This is a genomic window from Vibrio nigripulchritudo ATCC 27043 (assembly GCF_000222685.1).
Classification (GTDB): Bacteria; Pseudomonadota; Gammaproteobacteria; order Enterobacterales; family Vibrionaceae; genus Vibrio; species Vibrio nigripulchritudo.
In genome coordinates this window covers 1-19,811 of record NZ_AFWJ01000327.1, presented here as the reverse complement: position 1 = coordinate 19,811, position 19,811 = coordinate 1, and the positions used below count along the sequence as shown (strand labels likewise).

At 43.9% G+C, this 19,811-nt stretch carries 19 protein-coding genes; 3 read left to right on the top strand and 16 right to left on the bottom strand.

Translation table 11 applies throughout. The features are described from left to right. The 3 genes from RH89_RS28070 to RH89_RS28060 all read left to right on the top strand — a co-directional run. Positions 1-532, top strand: a 532-nt coding sequence (locus RH89_RS28070) for a dicarboxylate/amino acid:cation symporter (protein ID WP_038147679.1), incomplete at its 5' end; no start/stop codon positions are given. A gap of 888 nt (positions 533-1,420) precedes the next feature. Continuing rightward, the gene (locus RH89_RS28065; protein WP_004409282.1) at positions 1,421-2,257 is read left to right on the top strand and encodes an HAD family hydrolase; all 837 of its coding nucleotides are present in this window, start codon (positions 1,421-1,423) and stop codon (positions 2,255-2,257) included. Further along, positions 2,254-5,445, top strand: coding sequence for a condensation domain-containing protein (locus tag RH89_RS28060; protein ID WP_004409280.1), 3,192 nt, complete (start codon positions 2,254-2,256; stop codon positions 5,443-5,445). Before RH89_RS28065 ends, RH89_RS28060 begins: the two co-directional genes overlap by 4 nt. Positions 5,446-5,546: 101 nt before the next feature. On the opposite strand, the gene pcp is transcribed toward RH89_RS28060, so the two are convergent. The 16 genes from pcp to RH89_RS27980 all read right to left on the bottom strand — a co-directional run bounded on the left by pcp (position 5,547) and on the right by RH89_RS27980 (position 19,636). Then, positions 5,547-6,185 (bottom strand): pyroglutamyl-peptidase I, encoded by a 639-nt coding sequence (gene pcp / locus RH89_RS28055; RefSeq protein ID WP_004409278.1) that lies wholly within the window; start codon positions 6,183-6,185, stop codon positions 5,547-5,549. 8 nt (positions 6,186-6,193) lie between these two features. After that, positions 6,194-7,495: a TadE/TadG family type IV pilus assembly protein gene (locus RH89_RS28050; protein WP_004409276.1), complete on the bottom strand. Its 1,302-nt coding sequence runs from the start codon at positions 7,493-7,495 to the stop codon at positions 6,194-6,196. A gap of 54 nt (positions 7,496-7,549) precedes the next feature. Beyond that, on the bottom strand, positions 7,550-8,191 hold the full coding sequence (locus tag RH89_RS28045) for an OmpA family protein (protein WP_004409274.1): 642 nt from the start codon (positions 8,189-8,191) through the stop codon (positions 7,550-7,552). A gap of 2 nt (positions 8,192-8,193) precedes the next feature. Further along, on the bottom strand, positions 8,194-8,571 hold the full coding sequence (locus RH89_RS28040; protein WP_004409272.1) for a hypothetical protein: 378 nt from the start codon (positions 8,569-8,571) through the stop codon (positions 8,194-8,196). 22 nt (positions 8,572-8,593) lie between these two features. Beyond that, positions 8,594-9,136 (bottom strand): tight adherence pilus pseudopilin TadF, encoded by a 543-nt coding sequence (gene tadF, locus RH89_RS28035; RefSeq protein ID WP_004409271.1) that lies wholly within the window; start codon positions 9,134-9,136, stop codon positions 8,594-8,596. Beyond that, on the bottom strand, positions 9,117-9,611 hold the full coding sequence (locus RH89_RS28030; RefSeq protein ID WP_004409269.1) for a TadE/TadG family type IV pilus assembly protein: 495 nt from the start codon (positions 9,609-9,611) through the stop codon (positions 9,117-9,119). The genes tadF and RH89_RS28030 overlap by 20 nt, the downstream gene beginning before the upstream one ends. Further along, a complete protein-coding gene (locus RH89_RS28025) occupies positions 9,601-10,443 on the bottom strand; it encodes a tetratricopeptide repeat protein (RefSeq protein WP_004409267.1) in 843 nt (280 codons plus the stop codon). Before RH89_RS28025 ends, RH89_RS28030 begins: the two co-directional genes overlap by 11 nt. Continuing rightward, complete coding sequence (locus RH89_RS28020) at positions 10,436-11,320, bottom strand: type II secretion system F family protein (protein ID WP_004409265.1); 885 nt, start codon at positions 11,318-11,320, stop codon at positions 10,436-10,438. Before RH89_RS28020 ends, RH89_RS28025 begins: the two co-directional genes overlap by 8 nt. After that, positions 11,317-12,237 (bottom strand): type II secretion system F family protein, encoded by a 921-nt coding sequence (locus RH89_RS28015; RefSeq protein ID WP_004409262.1) that lies wholly within the window; start codon positions 12,235-12,237, stop codon positions 11,317-11,319. The genes RH89_RS28020 and RH89_RS28015 overlap by 4 nt, the downstream gene beginning before the upstream one ends. Beyond that, positions 12,234-13,520, bottom strand: a complete 1,287-nt coding sequence (locus RH89_RS28010; RefSeq protein WP_004409259.1) for a TadA family conjugal transfer-associated ATPase — start codon at positions 13,518-13,520, stop codon at positions 12,234-12,236. The genes RH89_RS28015 and RH89_RS28010 overlap by 4 nt, the downstream gene beginning before the upstream one ends. Next, complete coding sequence (locus tag RH89_RS28005; protein ID WP_004409257.1) at positions 13,520-14,749, bottom strand: CpaE/TadZ family protein; 1,230 nt, start codon at positions 14,747-14,749, stop codon at positions 13,520-13,522. The genes RH89_RS28010 and RH89_RS28005 overlap by 1 nt, the downstream gene beginning before the upstream one ends. Before the next feature lie 9 nt (positions 14,750-14,758). Further along, complete coding sequence (locus RH89_RS28000) at positions 14,759-15,268, bottom strand: hypothetical protein (protein WP_004409256.1); 510 nt, start codon at positions 15,266-15,268, stop codon at positions 14,759-14,761. Then, positions 15,265-16,593 (bottom strand): type II and III secretion system protein family protein, encoded by a 1,329-nt coding sequence (locus tag RH89_RS27995; protein ID WP_004409255.1) that lies wholly within the window; start codon positions 16,591-16,593, stop codon positions 15,265-15,267. The genes RH89_RS28000 and RH89_RS27995 overlap by 4 nt, the downstream gene beginning before the upstream one ends. Before the next feature lie 12 nt (positions 16,594-16,605). Further along, positions 16,606-17,397, bottom strand: a complete 792-nt coding sequence (cpaB, locus tag RH89_RS27990) for a Flp pilus assembly protein CpaB (protein WP_004409254.1) — start codon at positions 17,395-17,397, stop codon at positions 16,606-16,608. Between the two features lie 71 nt (positions 17,398-17,468). Beyond that, positions 17,469-17,693 (bottom strand): Flp family type IVb pilin, encoded by a 225-nt coding sequence (locus tag RH89_RS27985; RefSeq protein WP_004409252.1) that lies wholly within the window; start codon positions 17,691-17,693, stop codon positions 17,469-17,471. Positions 17,694-18,184: 491 nt separating this feature from the next. Then, on the bottom strand, positions 18,185-19,636 hold the full coding sequence (locus tag RH89_RS27980) for a chitinase (protein ID WP_004409250.1): 1,452 nt from the start codon (positions 19,634-19,636) through the stop codon (positions 18,185-18,187). Positions 19,637-19,811: the final 175 nt, after the last annotated feature.

The following is a 19,811-nucleotide window of genomic DNA, read 5'->3' as shown; positions in this document are numbered from 1 at the left end:
AGTGCAATACCTGAAAGGCATCGTCAACCCTGCCACTGTTGCCTTCACAACAACCAGTAGCTCTGGCACGCTTCCAGCGACCATCAAAGCTTCTCAGGAAGAGCATGGCGTGTCTAAAAGTGTTTCCAGCTTTGTTCTGCCTCTGGGTGCGACCATTAACATGGATGGCACAGCACTTTATCAGGGCGTTTGCGCACTATTCATTGCCCAAGCATTTGGCGTTACTCTGGAAGCATCCGACTACATGGTGATCATCCTGACTTCAACGCTTGCTTCAATTGGTACAGCGGGTGTGCCGGGTGCTGGTCTGATTATGCTTTCTCTGGTTCTGACTACAGTTGGTCTGCCATTGGAAGGTTTAGCCATCGTTGCTGGTATCGATCGTATTCTCGATATGGCGCGAACCAGTGTAAACGTATGTGGTGACCTGATGGTTTCTGCACTAGTTGCAAAGAGCGAAGGCGAGCTGGACGAAGACGTTTTCAACAAAACAGGGAAAGAGTCGATTTCTACCGAAACTTCTCAAGCTTAACGTTTTCTCTTTCGAATCCATCAAGAGCGCCATTTAGGCGCTCTTTTTTGTTGTCAAACTCTGTGACAACCTAGTGACAACTTATTTCATTATCGACTCAAAGCGCTTTTAGACCTCTATTCCATTCCGAAAATGAATTCCTAAACGTTGCATAATCTGGCTTGAGACCGGATTCCATAAACCAATTCTTCACAATGAATTTCTTTATTAAAGAGATAATATGAAAATTAAGTCATACATTTTCGCTTATCCACACGCTAATAAAATGGCATTTCAAATCTTGAATTTGAGATAATTAAATTCAATGGATGAAATAAAAATTCACTATAAATAATATTTAATAAATTCAACACCTTAATAATTCACTGAAATATTTTGATACAAATAATAAAATAGTTGAGCTTATATCAGTAGGAATTAAAAATCTAAAAAAACGAGCTAATTAGGAAATAAAAAACAAGTTTCCCATTTACATTTTATTTCTTAATCAGACCACCGTCATATCGATACTGTAAAGCTGCAAATAAATTCTCCTTACTGATAAGAGGGTCAAATAATCAAAAATTAGAATCCAGTGATCACTTTTCCCAATATTGAGCCAAATAATACTCAGCGCCATTTAGGGATTTTTTTCACCAAAAAATATGCTTACTATGCGGGCAACGTTTAATTGGTAAGAAATTGAGTGCATAAAAAAACCCATTAAATCAATACATTATAATTATTTAATAAAAAGCTCACTAAATTAGATTTTAAGTTCACGAGTTAAATAACAAGCCAAATATTAATTTAGCCTTAAATTAAAAAACAAAACTATAAGGTCAAAGACCACCACTGCTGCGTGGGGACATGTCAGTGAGAGATAACTATATCTACAGGTTTATTATTATGATCGTTAACGGAAATACTATTAAAGCAATAGTTACAGATCTGGATGGCACTTTGCTCGATCCCGAGGGGAATATCACAGAATACACCAGCTGTATTCTGACCAGGCTTTACGTCAGTGGAATAGAGATAGTTTTAGCGACAGGACGACATCCCAGAGATGTGGTCAATCTTGTGAAACCACTTGATTTTGCACCCACGATAATTGGGTGTAATGGCGCGCTAGAAACTCAGGCTAATGAGCTCATTTACGCTCAAAATATCACCTTTCCACCCTATACATACCGACAGTTAATGCGATTTCTGGCGGGTCCTAGCACCCATGTCAGCGTGTTTGATGTCAATGGCTGGCATGTCAGTGAAGTGAATGACATGGTCAGCTCTTACTCTTCTAAATCTCGCTTTCCGTATTTTCTTCATCAGTACAATCACCTGCTCACTTTGCGAGCCAATAAGCTCCTCGTCTGGTCTGCCAACGACATTCACAAGATTGAAAGCCATTTAAAGACTCTGTTTGAAAATGAATGTGAAGTTGTCATGGCGTCGGACAACACTATCGAAATCAGCCCTAAGTATGTGACAAAAGCCACAGCTGCAGAAAGGCACTTATCTTTAAAAGGCATTGATTTAAATAAAGAAACCATCGCGTTTGGGGATGGAATGAACGATGAACACATATTGAAAACAGCAGCGATGGGTGTGGTTATGCAAAACGCCATGCCTGAACTGCCTCGTCGCCTCCCGAATCCTTTATTTACGCACAGCAACGCAAACGATGGCGTTGCCAAATTTCTTATCAAATTCTTTAATTTGTCGCTGAACGGGAGCTACGCATGAAATCGATTTCACTACCCTACGATTTTGAGTTCTGCTTAGAAGTGCCCATTGAATACGCAGACGTCTCTGCCTTTGGTTACCCCAGAGTTCAAGTCAGCGAATATCAAACGCCCTCCATGTACAGAGAATACAAAGAATGCAGACCACCTATATGGCTGGAACCCGAACCCTCTTTTAGCGGTTATTCTTCCGCACCGACATATCCTATAGAACAACCATCCGCAGTGATAAACACCAGTTACAACCCGACTTCTTTGCCTGAACCAAAGTTCGAGCCAAAGAACAATCTAGACGACCTTACCAGCTCCGAAAAACAACTGCTTTCTAAAGCATGTTCTGTTCTACAACTCGCCTCTCTATCTATTGATGACGATTTCGTTGAACAAGGCGGTGACTCGATCTCGGCCGTCACACTATCTGTAGAATTGGAGTCAATCGGCATGAAACTCGACACCATGGACATTATGAAATACCGAGTCTTTTCAGAAATGTCCCAACACATAAAACAAGAGACTCACACCCAAATTTTGAAAGGCGAAAACATAGGTGACATTGATCTGCTGCCAGCTCAGCGATGGTTCTTCGAACAGGATTTCATGCAACCTAACCATTACAACCACGCAGCAACTATCGCTCTGCCGGAGGACATTTCCTGTGTTCGCCTTGAACAGGCGCTTATCAGGCTAACAGAGCACCACGACATATTCCGTTCGCGTTTTAACCATTTTCATGAAACCAGTCGGCAGACTTTTATTGAGTCTACGGAAGGACTCATTTCTTTTGCCGAAGAGTCGTTCGCGAATCAGGATGAATGTGACATTTACCTTGCCAACCTTAATGAAAGCTTTGAGCTAGACTCTGGCGAAGGAGTCATGTTCAAAGCGGTATTGTATCGCTTCAGGAGTGAGTGCCGCGCGCTTCTTTATATGTGCGCCCACCACCTGATTGTCGATGCCACGTCCTGGAAAGTCATCGCACGAGATTTACAATCCTTGTATGAAGGCGACTGTGAAACCAGACTGCCGCAATATTCTGGCGTTCAGATATACGCACAAACTCTGAATGCTCAGCTAGAAAAAATCTGCAAAAACGAAACCAGTTACTGGCTAAAAAGTGACAGCTTCAGCCCGAAATGTCGGTCAAGCTTTCCAGCCCGCGTCGAGACCATCACCATCGATGAGCGCGTGACAGCGCAGCTGTTAGATCAGGCAAACAAACCCTACAATACTCAGCCAAATGAGCTACTTCTTACTGCCTTAGCTAATCTATTGAGTGATCGCGGGGAACACATTGAAGTGCTGATGGAAAGCGAGGGCAGACAAGACCTCGCCAATAACATCAAAGTGGATGCCACGGTGGGCTGGTTTGCCAGTGTGTACCCTTTAGATCTGCCTTCGACGAAAAGTCACGCAAGCCAGCAAATCAAACGTGTGAAGGAAGCTGTCCGCAATGTGCCGAACAACGGCGCAAACTATCTGCATTTGGCATACCACCACCCTGATTCGGGTGTGAAGCGGCGGCTTCAAAACCGCCTTAATGCCCCTATCAGCTTCAAATATCATGACGATTACCCGTCAGGAGATTCAGAAGTCTGGCCTTTGCTTATCAATAAGCAGGAATGTCTGGTCAATGAACGAAACAAAGCATTGCGAGAAATAGAAATCAATTGCTGGATCCAAGATCAGAAACTGCATATTCAGGTGGAAGTCACCAGCTTAAAAATCAACCTGACTTCTATGATCCTGAACTTCGCGGACGAAGTTCGCTCCATTGTTTCCCATTGCACCGACAAGCGCACCGTTCCAGCGCTAACACCGTCTGACCTTACCAATCTGGATTTGACTCAACAGCATATTGAGGCAATCGAAAACAAGATTGGCACCTTGTCGGCGATTTACCCAGCCACTCATTTTCAACGAGAATTGCTTTATTTTCACAGGCTGAACCGAGACTATCAGATCGATCAGGTTTACTACCAAATCGGTGGCGATCTGAACTTAAATGCTTTCGAGAAAGCATGGGACATTGCGCTCGCCAGACACGACATTCTCAGAGCCGTGTTTTGCGATGCATTTGATCGAGGCAGCCCAATCGTCATCGTTCCTGAAGTCAGTAAAATGCGCATCGTTCACGAAGACTGGTCGCATTTATCCGCCGAATCTCAGCAGGAAGAGTTGGAGGAGAGGCTGATATCCGAGAGAAGAAAAGAGATAAATGAGTTGTCTTCACCACTTATGAGGCTCTGGCTGGGTGATTTGGGCGGACATCAACACACCATGATTTTCACCTTTCACCATGTGCTGTTTGATCGCTGGTCTATGCAGACATTTTTGTCTGAAATCATGCGTGATTATGATGCTCTGGTGCAAGGTCTGTCGCCCAGCATTTACCCGATGAGTTTTGAACCTTTCTCTCATTACATATCGGATTACCAGAACGACAGTAAGGCAAAATCGTTTTGGCGTAACTATCTGCGTAATGCACCTAAAAACTTCCGCCTACCTCGCTCCAACACCACATTTAATGAGGTGCCAACGCGTATCCAAAATGTGAACATGCAACTGACAGACATCGAAACTGGTCAGATAGCAGCACGGGCAAGAGCCTATAACGTGACGACCAACCAGTTCTGTCAGCTTTGCTGGGCACATACCCTAAGTAAAGTGACGGGCAAGCAGGATGTGGTCTTTGGTACAACACTGGCTAAGCGCCCATCCAGCATCCACGCAATAACTCATATGGTCGGTCTTTTCCTCGCCACCCCCCCTGTCAGAGTGAATGTTTCTGGCAACATTGCCTTTGCGCTTTCTAATTTGGTGGAGAACAGCGCTAACCGCCTTGAATACGGATTCTTTGACCTGAACGAATACGACGAAGACTGGAAACCTGTCGCGCCATTCGGCACTTTGTTTGTGTTCGACAATTACCCTGATCAGGAAAACCATCCGACTTCAAAAATGCTGTCTTTAGAGAAATTGGGGACAGTCAGTGGAACAAACCACCAGCTCGTATTGTGTGTGACTCCGGGTCACGCAATGAGCTACACCCTCTTCTTTGACGGCACTGAGATCAGTGAAGAAGTGGCGAATCTGGTCGCGAATGAGTTTCTCTCATCAATGCTGACTCTGTGTGAGACTGATTCGCTGAATGTTGGATCAACGGGCAGCGACACCCGAATGTTTCAATAAAGCCTGAATGCACTCCATGGGCAGAGTGCATTAACTCAAAAGCCAACTGAAATTTCAGTTGGCTTTTGTTTTTTGTTTGGGATAGAAGGCAAATCGCAAAGTCAGCAAATCGCACCTTCTGTTTCGACGATGTCTTCCTCAAAGTCGATACATGTCTGAGCGAATAGTTCTAGCCCTTTTACAATGGTATCCAGCGCCATCCCGGGCATATTGAGTTCTTCAGCCTGCTCTGGCAGCAGAGGGATATGAACAAAACCATGACGAATAACGGAATCCCGGAGATAGTGCTGAATGCCATAAAATAGGTGGTTGCATACGTAAGTTCCCGCAGTGTTAGACACACTGGCAGGTACATCCTGATTATTCAAAGCGCGGCAGATAGCCTTAATAGGCAAGGTAGAAAAATAAGCTGCATCAGCGTTTTCAACAACTGGCTCGTCAATGGGCTGATTACCTTCATTATCGGGAATTCGATAATCATCCAGATTGATCGCCACTCTTTCCGGCGTTATTGTGCCCCGACCAGCAGCCTGACCGACGGTTATAACAATGTCTGGCTTGTGCTGTTCTATTGCTTCAATCACCGTGTTGACTGACTTACCTCTTACTACTGGCACAGAACAAGTCACAATCCTTCCGCCTTCAAGCAGCTTACCTTCAAGTAGCGTTACGGCTTCCAACGCAGGATTTACGTCCGCTCCCCCAAATGGTTCAAAGCCTGTAATCAAAACGGTTTTCATAACAATCCTTATTTTAAATGACCAATTTCTTCCGAAATCAAGTCGAGGATTTTACTCTTTATTTCCGCTTTATTCTCTGCTTTAAACAGATTTTCTTCACCAACACAGTCTTTCAGAGCTTTGTTTTTCTTTGCATCATAATCAAAGCCTATTGCGGCTATTTTTGCTTTAATCTTTCTACCGTCCTTTGTTTTGCCTTTAGAGAGTTCTTTTCGGATGGTATCGCAGTAACCTAAATCAACCAGCTTCTGATGAACCGTGGCATTATTGATATTTGCGATGTTGGAATCGGCACCATCTGAAAGGATGATGATTAAACGCCTAGCGTTTTTTCCTTCCTTCAACAACTGCGCACCGCGGATAATAGCTTGATAAGAAGCGGTTCCCCAGTGGGCGACAAAGCCATTTAACTTAGAATTGAAGTCACTAAAATTTGTCGTCAATTCAACTTCCTTATCACGTGCCCAATTTGGTTGGTGCACGCAATTTGAGCTGCCTTTCTCGACAAAAATTTGTTTGGCGGTCTTTGAATAGTTGATTTCATGTGGCCTTAACTTTTCCCACGAATAGCGCTTGCTTTTTCTAACCAGCTGGCTCATTTCGCAGTATCGATTGGTTCCACGAATTTTGGCTTTAATGGCAGATCTAAAAGGGATAATGCCGACCGTGTTCACATACTTCCGGTTGTTTTTATCGTTGTAGTCTTTCAGCTTTTCATTCACTTCTACAATGATGTCTTTCAAATCTTCGACTTTCGATTTGTTACCGCCACTCCACCCCTTATTCATCGAACCAGAAAAATCCGCTGCATAAATAATGTCTACGGCGTCCCCTTCAAACTTCTGTGATGTAGCAGCGCTGCTCACAGTGACTTTGCCATCAAACCCACTTGCGGGATCGCCACTTGTGAAGAAAGTGGCATGATCATAATCCGCTCTCACATTAAATTGGATGTACCTCTGTTCGCCTTTTTTTATTCCTGCTTTGCACTCAGGAATTTGCTCGCATTCCAAACGCGTGATCCTGAGGTTTTTAACTTTGGTGCTATCCCCCATGTATGCGCCAATATAATCGGTAGCGATCTTGCGATTAACAGCACTCCCACTTCCGGCTCCTGCACTGTCTTTATTGCTTGCGTCTTTTGCACTCAATGCCAAAGCAGCCACTTCCGTCGCATTATCAATTCGCGCTTTGGCTTGCAATGCATAAGCGCCATCTGTCGCAAGCACAAAGAGCCCAAAAAGAGCAGGAAGGGCAATCGCAAATAAAATAGCAGCGTGACCGCACTGTTGTTGTAATGATGAACGCATAACTGACTCGTAGTGATTGGAGTGATGTATGGGGCGATTTACAGATGAAAGCGACTATTGCTTGATTTCGACACGTCGATTCAACGCTCTGCCATTGTCAGATTGGTTGCTTTGAACAGGCTTAGTTTCGCCTTTAGACGTCAAGGTTAACAAAGACTTATCAACACCTTGGTTTTCGAGATACTCTGCAACGGTTTCAGAACGTTTCAAACCTAATGTCATGTTGTAGCTTTCACCGCCAATGTTGTCGGTGTGCCCTTCTACGACTAAGTTACCTTGGCTTGTTGAGATCTGTTTGGCGATGGTATTCAGAATATAGCGCGACTTTTGCGTCAATTTAGACTGATCAAAACCAAAGAAAACCCGAGCAATAACCTGAGATTCATTCACAAATTGCAATGTGCTATTAGTCAGCAAATATTCACTGCACTCTTTATCAATGCCGCTAGACACAATTTGTTGGGTAATAAATGCTTGAGTCGCAGGCTCTTGGTCTAGCTGTTCAATTTGATAGAAAGGCCCCTGATTGATCGCTACCCGCGTTCCCTGCCCAACTTCAATCTTTTTCTCGTACTCAATGTTCTCTCCACCACAGTAGAAATTTAACGCGTGTGTTTCACGTTCAGTTGCATTCGCAGCCAGGGACGAAATGGACAAAATGGTCGCGGCAAAGATAGGCGTAAGAAGTTGTGTCATGATTATTGTTCCTTAGTATTGCTATCGATCTTTTTCAGCAACTTGGCCGCAAAATCTTCGAGCTTAGAATGAGAGTTAAAAGTGTGCTGAGTTTCGATCACTTCTGGAATCCGGCGCGGAAGATACGTCGCCATATAGACACCATCACGATCATGGATGTAATCAAATTCACCCGTAAATGTTTGCTGACTGTCCGAAATATCAACAATAACAATCTCTTTTGTCTCCAAATCTTCTTGAAGAAATAAAGAGTTAAGATTTTCCACCCAGTTTTTTTGAGTATCATTGCTTCCGTCTATAAAGATGTAGGTTTCGGAAGAGTATGCGTTTGTTGTGGCCAACAGAGTGAGCAAGCCAGCACAGAGAAAATGAGTTTTCATTCACTGTTTCCAATATTGAGATTTAACGACCCAGCATGACGGAAGACGAACTCACCGTAGTAAAACTGTCGCCAATAATCGAACCAAACCAATTGTCCGTTTCGTAACATAGGGTAATGCGGTACAACGTCGCCTGACGTTCCCAAGAGGTGACGACAGACAAATGAGAGAGTTCACTAAGTGGTTGAGTGACGTTACAAACCTGCCCACCGATGGCATATCTTTTTAATGGGTTCGGTTTCTTAATGCCTTTAAAAGTCAGTTCTTCTACTAACGCCCCAAATTGGTTTTCATTGAAACTTCCCATGGTGCGACTCAAAGAATTTCGACCAATAATGACAATGGCATTCGCTTCAGAACGGGTGATTTTGTAGTTGTTTCCGTATAGCTGCGTACGCTCTTTCAAGATGTTGACCAAGGAGTAAGAAAGCCTATCGAGCTTTCCTTTTGCCGATATCTTTAAAATCACATCAGCGCTAAACACCAATAACAAAGAAACAAAAGCACCAACAATGGCAAACTCCACAGAAAAGTTGCCTTTCTGTTTAAATTTTAAATTTGTCACGTTCGTATTCCTGAATAACAATGACTTCCCGACGAAACAGCGAGCTATTGTCCATAAACAACGTGAAGATTGGCGAGAATTCATAATCCAATCGATACACGGCAATGGCACTGTTGTTCTCTTTCCCGCACGTAGCCAACGGGGTATTTTTGGGGATCTTACAAGGGGTTTTATGACGCTCTAAATCACTAACGGATGCCAAATACTGAACAGACATTCGCAGCTTGGATTGGTCGATCACTTTTCCCCATACACTGCCTCTGTTATTGATGACATTCTGGAAAACTTTGTCGTAGCTCTGCTCGCTCTTTTTGGATTCTCTCGCGGCTTCCGAAATGGTGATATCAGTGACAGCCGAAACAAAGGACATGTAACTCACCTCCACCCAGAACATGCACATCATCCAAAACGCCATGAAACCAAGCGCAAACTCGATAGATGCAACGCCTCGTATTCGCTTCTTGCTACCCTTCATGGCTTATTTCACTCGTCTTGGTATGGCTCATCTTGGAATCAATCACCTTGGAATCGTTCATCTTGACGTCATCCGCCTTGAATTCTCCGATAGCCTTGCTGTCTTTCAGCGCACGGTAGCGCTCGAATATTTCCTGATCCGATAGCTCACCTTTCGACATATCCTTGATGTAAGAAACATTGCCAATTTTTGCCATGGCTAACGTTAAATTGGCTTCTATCTGTATGTCCGCTTTGCCTTTTAGATAGATCGGCAATAACAGTTGCACCGCTTTTTGGTAATGACCTTCAACGATGTTTAAAACAGCCAGATTGTTCTTAATTTTGATGTCGTCGTACAAGTTGGTTCTTGCAGACGTGAAGTACTGCCTTGCTTCTTCCAAGTCGGAATTTGCCGCGCAAATCATGCCCAACAAATTCTCTATTTCAGCGTTGTTAGGTTTCAACTCATAAGCTTTTAATGCCTGAGTTTTTGCTTTACGAAATTGACCAAGGGAATAGAGGCTTTTCGCTTCGATAAGAAGAGGTTCTGCATGGGCTTCTTGACCCATGTTTAGCGGCGAAACAAAGAAAAGTGCCGATTCCGGATCACCAGAATTTAAGTAAGCCAGCGCTAATTTCATGCGCGTTTGACGGTTTTCACTCTTGGAAAGTTGCGCTTTATAGTACTCCACCAATTTTTCATGGTTTCCCGACTGTATTAGCAGCGTTTCTTCTTCAATCAGTGACGTTGGCTCGGGCTGGGTAGCGCATCCAGACAACACGGAAATAGCCAATAGACACACCGTTACACGGCTATGGTGGCAAACACGAGCAAAGGATTTTTTAAACATTGGACATCATCCTCATCACACCAGGTGCGGCAATCAGAATTACCACTGGCATCATAATAAATAGGATTAGGGGAACCGACATTTTGGCGGCGAGCTTGCCGATTTTTTCTTCCATCGAAAGCATGGTGACATCGCGGATATCGGCCGCTAATGTCGTGAGAACACCGTAGATAGAAGTACCGTAATGCAGGCTTTGCTTTAACGTCATGGTAAAGCTTCGCATTTCGTTGGTCGGTACTTGGTCGTACAGCTCATCGAGCGCTTTATCTAAGCCAACAATACGTGAACGGTCATTGGTATTTTTCAGCAACTGGGCTAAGTCTTTATCGAAGCCAGACATTTCTTTCGATAAGTACGTCATGGCGGCTTCAATCGTCATACCGGTTTGAACACAAACGGCTAACAAATCAAGCAAGTAAGGGAGTTGACTCGACAATTTCCCTCTTAGCGCTTTCATTCTGGAATTGAGGTACGCATCTGGTGCGATCAAACAAAATACAACCCATACCCCTATGGCGATAAAGCCTGAATTTTGTTCCCAACCTAGATGCCTCGAAAGGAAATAAAAACCAGCAGCGCCACCAATTAATAAGGTAAATTTGGTTGGAATATAAAGGTTGGCGTATTTGAAATGATAAAAACCTGCCGCATAAAATTTGTCGGCGACATCGTTATCGCTTTTAGAAAAAAGAGATTCGACCTTGTCCAGTAGCTCTACAAATAACGGCTTCTTCGCTAAAGGTTCGTCAATGGTCGTAAAGTGTTTCATTCGCTTGGATTTATCGAAATGGCTATATAGAGCGTAAGCAGAAAACGCCAAACCAAACACAATCAAAGAGAGAAAAAGAAAAAGCTCAAGCTGAGAATTCAACATCATTTCACCGCCTTCATGAGCATCCAAACAATGGTGATCCCAATAAATTCGCTACCCAATACGTAATAGAGGATGGGGCGCCCCTCTGGGTTGAACATGACAAACTCGTAGTTTTCAGGGTTCATGTACTTGAGCATCAAAATAAAGATAAATGGAATTGCTGCAACAATTTTGGCGGACGTTCGTGCCTCGGACGTCAGAGCAAACTTCTTCTTTTCAATTGCTCGCGCATCAAACATCAGTCTGTTGAGGCGCATAATGATGTCTTTTAATTGACCACCACGTTGCATGTTGGCGCGCAAGGTAATAACGAAGAAGTAGAACGACGGATACGGAAAACGGTTACACGACTTGGCAAAAACCGTGTCTGGCGATTCTCCAAGCTGTAGCCTCTCCCCCATCACTTTGAACTCTCTGCCCACTTCCCCTTCTAAGTTCTTACCTACAAAAGAGATGGCGTGCATGATACTTTCACCCGCACTAACCGCACTGGCTAACATGTTGAGTGCGTCAGGAAAGGAATCTTCAAACTGGTTCCGCTCTCTCTTTTGTAGCCAATGAAGGCCAAACGCAATCCCTACTACTTCCACAACGGCAATCACAATCAATTGATTGCCTCGAACAAAGTTTTGATTGAAATACAAACCGGCCAGAACCAATACGATACAAAAGCATATCGCTTTAATTTCAGGTAAGGCACCAAGCTGCCTACGCGTTGTTTTTATGTAGCGGCGAAGCTTTTCTGAGATGGATTCGTTGGTTAATGAATTTAGGTTGACCGCCTGCTTATCACCATCCATGGAAGAGACCAAAATGGTTTGGTTTAATTCTTCCAAATATGGATTGGATTTAGACGTTTGGTTACGATTGAGCAGGATAATACATACCCCACCAACCAAAAGCGCTATCCAATAGATCATGATTGTTGCCCTAGCTGAAAGGCTTCGTTCAGTTGGCTTTCTAGGCCAAAAAATCGCGCCTTTTCCACCAAAACAGAACGTTGCATCAAGCCAGCAGTGATGAAATTGCCTTTGATTTTCCCATCGTCGGCATGTTCACCAGCGGCTTGAAAGCGAAAAATTTCTTCGAGAACAACACTGCTGCCTTCCAAACCAACAACTTCGGAAATGCTCATCACTTTACGGCTTCCGTCATGTAATCGGCTGATTTGGATAACCAAATCTACAGCACTGACAATGGTGCGCCGGATAGCTTCCAGTGGCAGGTTGTTAGTTGCCATCATCACCATGGCTTCAACACGAGCAAGGGCATCGCGTGGGGTATTGGCGTGCAACGTAGACATGGAACCGTCGTGCCCCGTATTCATCGCTTGAAGCATTTCAAACGCTTCACCACCACGACACTCACCCACGATGATTCTGTCGGGGCGCATACGTAAAGAGTTGATCACCAACCCTCGCTGATCAATCTCCCCTGTTCCTTCGATACCGGCTTTTCGTGTTTCGAGCCTAACTACGTGCGGCTGCATCATTTTAAGTTCAGCCGCATCCTCGATGGTTACGATGCGCTCTTTCTCAGAAATAAACTGAGAGAGCGCATTTAGCATGGTAGTTTTACCCGAACCCGTACCACCAGAAATCAAAATGTTAAGTCGGCAACGCGAAGCAATCATCAGAAGCTTTGCCATTTCTGCGCTCATTGCCCCAAAGCCAGCAAGCTGTTCTAAGCCAATGCTCTGTTTCTTGAATTTACGAATGGAAATCGACGTCCCATCAATCGCGATAGGTGGAATAACAATATTGACTCGGCTTCCGTCTTCCAATCGCGCATCACACGTCGGGGAAGAATCGTCTACTCGCCGACCCACGCGTGATGCAATACGCTTGGCGATATTAAGCAACTGGGTTTCATCGATAAACGTGACTGGCGATTTTTCTACAAGCCCGCCTCGTTCAATAAACACGTCTTTGTGACCATTGATCATGATGTCACTGATGGATTCATCATCCATAAGCGTTTGCAATGGCCCTAACCCGTGCAATTCATCAACTAGGCTTTTCACAAACTCTTCGCGAACAATAGTCGCAACCGATAGATTCTGACGTTCGATCAGTACATCTATGGCGTTCGCTAATTGTTTACTGAGTTGGCTTTTCGTTAATATGGTCACCGCTTCGGCTTCTAACGCTTCGAAGATTTGCTCACGAATAGCGATATATATGGATCTGGATTGGTCTATCATCACGCTCTCTTCACTAGGCGTTTAAATATGCTGCTCTTTTGCGACACTACGGATTCACCCAACATCAACGACGTTAGCTTGTGAATGCTCCCACTGATTCCCAGCTTGCTGTCACACAGTCGCTTGCCATCAAGGATCAATTCGCCCGCTTTCGGTTCATAAGGGAATTCCACATCAATGGGTTGTTTAAGGAACTTCACCACATCTTGCCGGCTAACGGTGGACGCTTTTTCAGGCATGGTGTAATTGAGAACGGTGATAAAACGCGCAGTGGAGTTCAACGTTTCCATTTTCGCCACCAACGAAGCCATCGCTCTTAGGCACGAAACGGTCGGTTCTATTACTAAAACAACGATATCGCACTCACTTGCCATGTAATCCATATCGGCTTTACTGAACGACGAACGCGATAAATCTTCAATGATGAAATTATTTTGATCTGAAAGCTGATCCGACAACGTCCGTGTGTACTCTTTTAGCTGGGTTTCGTTCAGCTCATCCGAATCCACAGACAACAACGACAACATTGGGTTGACTGTTGTAGTCATGCTATGCGCGTACGAAGCATCGAGGTTGGCACTCAATGCACCCAATGAAATGGAACGCTTTTTAAAACGTTTCATCCCCAATAAAATATCGAGATTGCCGCCAAAGAAACTGTGATCAACCAAGACACAGTTACTGTCTTTTTTGGTGGTCAGTTCATAGGCCATTTCGACAGAAAGTAAGGATGCACCTACCCCACCTTTTCCCCCAACAACAGCGACTTTCTTGGCGCTTCTGTTTTTGCCTAAGCCACTATTTCGATGACGGTTGTCGTTAACGTTACGAACAAAGTCGATCAATTCCGGTTTAGTCACCGGCCAAAACAGATAATAGAACCCCATGTCTTTGAGGTGTCGAATGGTTGATATCGCATCTTCACTGCCTATTACGATAACCGACGCATGGTTAGGTAATAAGTGACTGATCTGGCGCATATCTTCCGTCACATTGTCGCTGATATTAAGCTCTACAATGACAATTTCGATGGTCGATTCACGAATGTGCTTGCGTATTTCAGCGTCGGTATTTTCCAACACTGCTGGCGCACTGATCCCTTCAAAGCGGTACGCTTCTTCCACCAAGTTTTTGCATTCTTGGGTTTGATGGAAGAGCACAGAGGTGATTTTTTCTTCCTGCTCGACGGGTGCCTTATCTGTTTTAAGCAGATCAACTAAGTCAAACATTACTGACCCTCACCGTTTTTTTGTGGTGAATTGGTCAACATTTTTTTCTGGGTTTTCCATCGACTGCCAGCGAGCATTTTCGGCAAAGCAACCATACTTCACTCCACCATAAGAACCGACTTGCTCGTAATCACAACTTTCCACTTGCGCTCTATAGACCACCGTTTTGAATTCAAAATCAAAACGCTCGCCAAACCCTGCATCGGTTTGAATTATGCGGATTTGCTCTGGTGATACCCCTTGCTTTTGAAGCTGGGCTTGCGTCTTTTGTGCCCACTTTTTGCCTTCACGCGTTCGCCAACTGAGCTCTACAGATTGGTTAACAATGACGTCCCAATGCTCTTTTACAAATTCATCCAGCTTCTTTTGCGCACTCTTTCTCTTGTTTTTTTCAATGTTCAGCGCAATGGAGTACGTTACTGGAACAACATGAATATCGGAGCCTGAGCGTTCAATTGCTTTGTCTGCACAACCGCTTAAAAAAAGAAAGATTGTTGCGACTAATCCTAGATTTCTCATTGCTTAAAGCCTCCGGTAGCCAGAATTTCATTTGCCCATACTTCGCTCGCCTTTTGGTACTCTTTGTCTAACGCAAAGAAGCGAGATAAGGTGCTGGATTTCTTCATGGTTGGAAGCTGAACTTGAGATGGGTGAATCGGCTTCACTAAATTGACAGTCGCCACAATGATCAGCTCGGTTTTATTGCGCTTGGTGTCGGATTTTCTGAACAACGAACCCAACACCGGAATGTCGCCGATGTAAGGGATTTTTCTCAGCGATTCAATGTCTTCTGTGCTTAATAGACCACCAAGAACAAAACTCTGACCGTCGCCAAGCTCTACCGTGGTTCTTGCTCGGCGAGTTTTTAACGCAGGTAGGTTGTACATATCATTTGAGTATTGGGTATCGAGAGAACTCACTTCCGGCATAAGTGACAATTTGATTTTCTCGTCACGCAGTACTTTTGCCATCAGCTCCAAACGAATACCGAATTCTTTAAAACGGACTTCGGTGGTGCCATCACGCACCAAAACGATAGGCAACTCACCACCGACTAGGAAGCTGGCGCTTTCACCTGAAATAACAGAAAGGTTGGGTTCCGCTAGAATCTGACCGACGGTGTCATCACCACTGGCGCTGATGATAGAAACGATATCATCCGCACTGAAATTCTTGATCATGTCGGCAAAGTTGCCCGCGGTATGTCCTAGGCTGCCGTATTCAACACCAAACTTTTCTAAAAACGAGTGCGATACTTCGGCAATGGAAAGCTTAACGTTGACCTGCTTGGTTGAGGCGACTTCAATGTTGTTTACGATGCCCTCAAAATGGCGGCGCTTCATAAACTCCATTTCGTATTGGTTGTCACCTAAGTCCCACTCTAGCTGGTAGTCTTCGGATTTTTTGCCCATCAACTCGCCAACCAACATGTTTATCTCGTCTTTTTCTTGCTCGGTCGCCACTACACCACTAAGCACAACTTGCTTACCTAGGTTATAAATGGTGACTTCCGCGTGAGGGTATTTAAGCTGAACTTGTTGCTGAATGTGCACCAAGCTTTTGTTGACGACTAGATTACGGCTAGCGATGGTTTTGCCCGTTTCATCAAACACAAGCAAAGAGCTCGACCCAAGGGATTTACCAAATACCACTACCTTGTGTTTATCGATAACTTGATAATCCGCCACTTTAGGGTTTGAAATGAAGACTGATGTGATTTCTTGTTCAGTAGATAAGCTTCTGGCTTCACCTTCAGCGAGGTTCCAGATACGGGCAGCTTGTCCGGGAAATGAGGCAAGCAAAGCCACAAAGATAAGCGCGAAGCGCTTAAGCATTAAAAGCATCGAGGTATTCCCTTATTTAATGGCAGATTCGCCAGCGCGGAATTCGGTGATTGAGCGAAAGTCTGCGAGTACATCACCCGCATCTGCTTGAAGATCTTCTGGTGCGTACTGCCCAATAGATTTATGCACTTCAAGTTCTGAAATTCTTTTGGCAACCGTCAGTTTGGCAACCTGCTTACGTGTAAGCTCTAAGATAACGCTGACTTTTTGGATATCAGAGTCATCCACGTCGTCGGATTGGTTAGAAATCGGCTTTTTGATTTGCAAAGCCTTAACACCAATTAAGACCGGGGTTATAGACATGGTTCTGCGAAGGGAATTGTTCGACGCCAATTCACTGTCTGGGAGCGACAAGGCAACAACGTCAATCACACTTCCATGGGAGATTACGCCACCAATCACGTCAGAAGGCGAAACTTCTATTGCATAAGGGACACGATTAGGTGCAATCACATAGTGGATGTAACCGTCATCTTCTGGGTTGATGATATCGGCTTTGTATAGCATTTGATTGGCAGGCATAGAAGAACGGAAAACCGACCCAATCACATGGTCTAACTCCACATCTTCAGACACTCCATATTCAAGTGCTTCGGATTCAGGGATGTAGCGGATTTTAAGGAGGTCCTGTTTAACAAAATCACCTTTGCTTACCGAAGACTTGAGCACCCACGTTTTCACTTTTGCTTCTTCAACCTTGGCAACTTCGGTCGTTTCGTCACTTTGACTCAAGCTACCAGCTAAGCCATAAAGACCAAACAGAATAAATAGAAACGCGATTGCAATGACAATTTTGTTTTTCAAACTATACCTTACTGATTTGAATACATGAGTGTGCGCAATGCACACTCATTTTGGGATTAATTACTTTATAGTTAAGGCGTTGTTTTCTTCTGGCTAGGATCAAGAGTTGTAGTAATCTCTGCCATTGCCTTTTCCATCGCTAATTTCAGACCTGATTTATCATCCCCAAATACAGCAAAAACAATTCCGCTGATCGCAACAGCAATAATTGCATATTCAATCGCAGTTACACCGCGCTCGTCTTTTTTAAAGTTTTCAAATGCAAGTTGAGCGTTAACAAATAATTTAGTCAGCATATTCTTATACCTTTTTAAATGAGTATCAATAAGATTATTGATGAATTGATTACTTGAAGTTCATTTTATTGACGCTGAGGATTTATTCAACGCATCTCACAATTTTAAATGTAAGAACTCTAAAAACATGCTTACACAGAGAGATCAAAAATAAATATATCAATAAATATCATATAGTTAAAACAATTTAAGCACTTACATAATTATTAAAGCACATTTGACAAAATATTGACGATCTTTATTTCAAAGTTTAATAACGGAAGGACGCGGATGCTATAATTTATATTTTTAACATTTGAAAAATAAAATTAACGAATAAGAACAAACATATGTAAGCTTTAATTTAAAGCAACCATTAGATTCCTTCAGAAATCAAATGATAAATTTAAACATTAAAGGGAATTTGTTTAGAGCCAAAAACTCCTTGAATAAATAATAACCAAGGAAGTTCTTCTATATTGGAAAAACTCCCTTGGTTTAGCTTCATTAAATTACTGACCGTCTGGAATCACTTGTCCATTCGCATCAGTCGCTCTTACGTTAAAGTGTTTTTCAACACAGTTTTCATAGTCACCCTGGAACCATGCGCTGTACGCGGTTTGGTAGCCGACTAACTTACACTCAAAGCTGTGGTTATCAGGAGTGTTTGCATCCCAGCCCCACTCTTTGTCCCAGTAAATCATCATGGCGCCAGCACCATCGGTGTTGAACGCTTTCATGTCGGCACAATCCAGTTTTTCACCAGTAATGTCTAAACCAAGCGTTGCTGTGATTTGCTTGTAGTACTTAATGCGGTTCGCGGCCTGAGGTGTTGTCGTGCCCTTACCACATTCGTATGCACCATTAATGATCTGGATTGTAGAACCGAAGCCATGTTCAATGCCTTGTGCTTTATCTGCTGCGTTAGGCTGCCAGGTGCCATCAATCACGTGAAGCATGCTTGGCTTAGGTGGTTGAGGGTAAACGTAGAAAAATACGGCGGAAGCCAAGTTTAACCAGGTATCAGCAACCAATGCCGGATCGTTCAGCAAGACAGATTTATCGCCGAACATTGCTTCCGAGAACGGACCGTAGTTGTAGTTCCAACTTAACTGTTTTGCACCACGACCAAAGTAACTCTTCTGGGGTGCACATGGCCAACGTTCACCTTGCCAGCCAGTACAGGCATTGTATGTGCCGTTGTAAACATCTTCCGACTTGTAACGCTCACGCAGGAAGTACAAGCCTTGACGCCATTCAGGGTTACCTTTCGCACCATCCCAACCCGGAGCGTGTGCCCCAGTTTCCTGAACAAAGTGCGCAAACATTGTTGCAAGCGAACGTTTACAGATTTCGTCAGAATTTCTGCCATCGGTATAAGTTCGGCAGAATGCAGGGAATTTAGCTATGCCTTTCAGGAAGTTAACGTAAGTGTATTTTTCGTTTCGAATTGGGAACAGGAAGTCCCACATTGCTTCATCTACGATAGACTCCACTCGCTGTACGTTAACTGGGTTTGCAGAACGTAAAGGCAGTACAGCTTCTACAGATGCATTGTCCAGAGTCTGAATATCAGCGCGGACAAGATCAAACAGTGGCGTGCTGGTCAATGCTGTTTCACGAGCCGCCAGTTCTGATCGTGGCATTAGGTATCCACCATTGCCGTCACGAATCACTGTTTTACCACCTGGATCAGGTTTCGGTGGATCAACTGGGTCTACCGGCGGCTTTGGTGGCGTTGTTCCATCACACGGAACTTCAGCCCAAAACCAGGTACTGGTTCCCGGAGAATCCCACGCTCCCGGGCTATTTTGCGCTTCGTAGCACAGCCCATTGAACAGAACCACATCGCCATTATTTACCACTGTTTTACCTGGCTCCCAAGGCGTCGGAGCAGCCGTTGCTGCCATCACTGCTGTAGAAACGGATAACGCTAGCGTTAGCGATCCAATTAGACGTTTCATCGTATTTCCTTCTATCAAATAATCCGAAAATAAGCGTAGAGGCTAGCGATGAATTCGATGTCATAGGAATGAAGTGTTTTTATAGTTTGCGAGCTAATTCATTAAATGAACTTTATTGCATAAAAATCAACATGCTGAACTGTGACTCTGAGTCCGTATTTTTTCCCAGAAACAT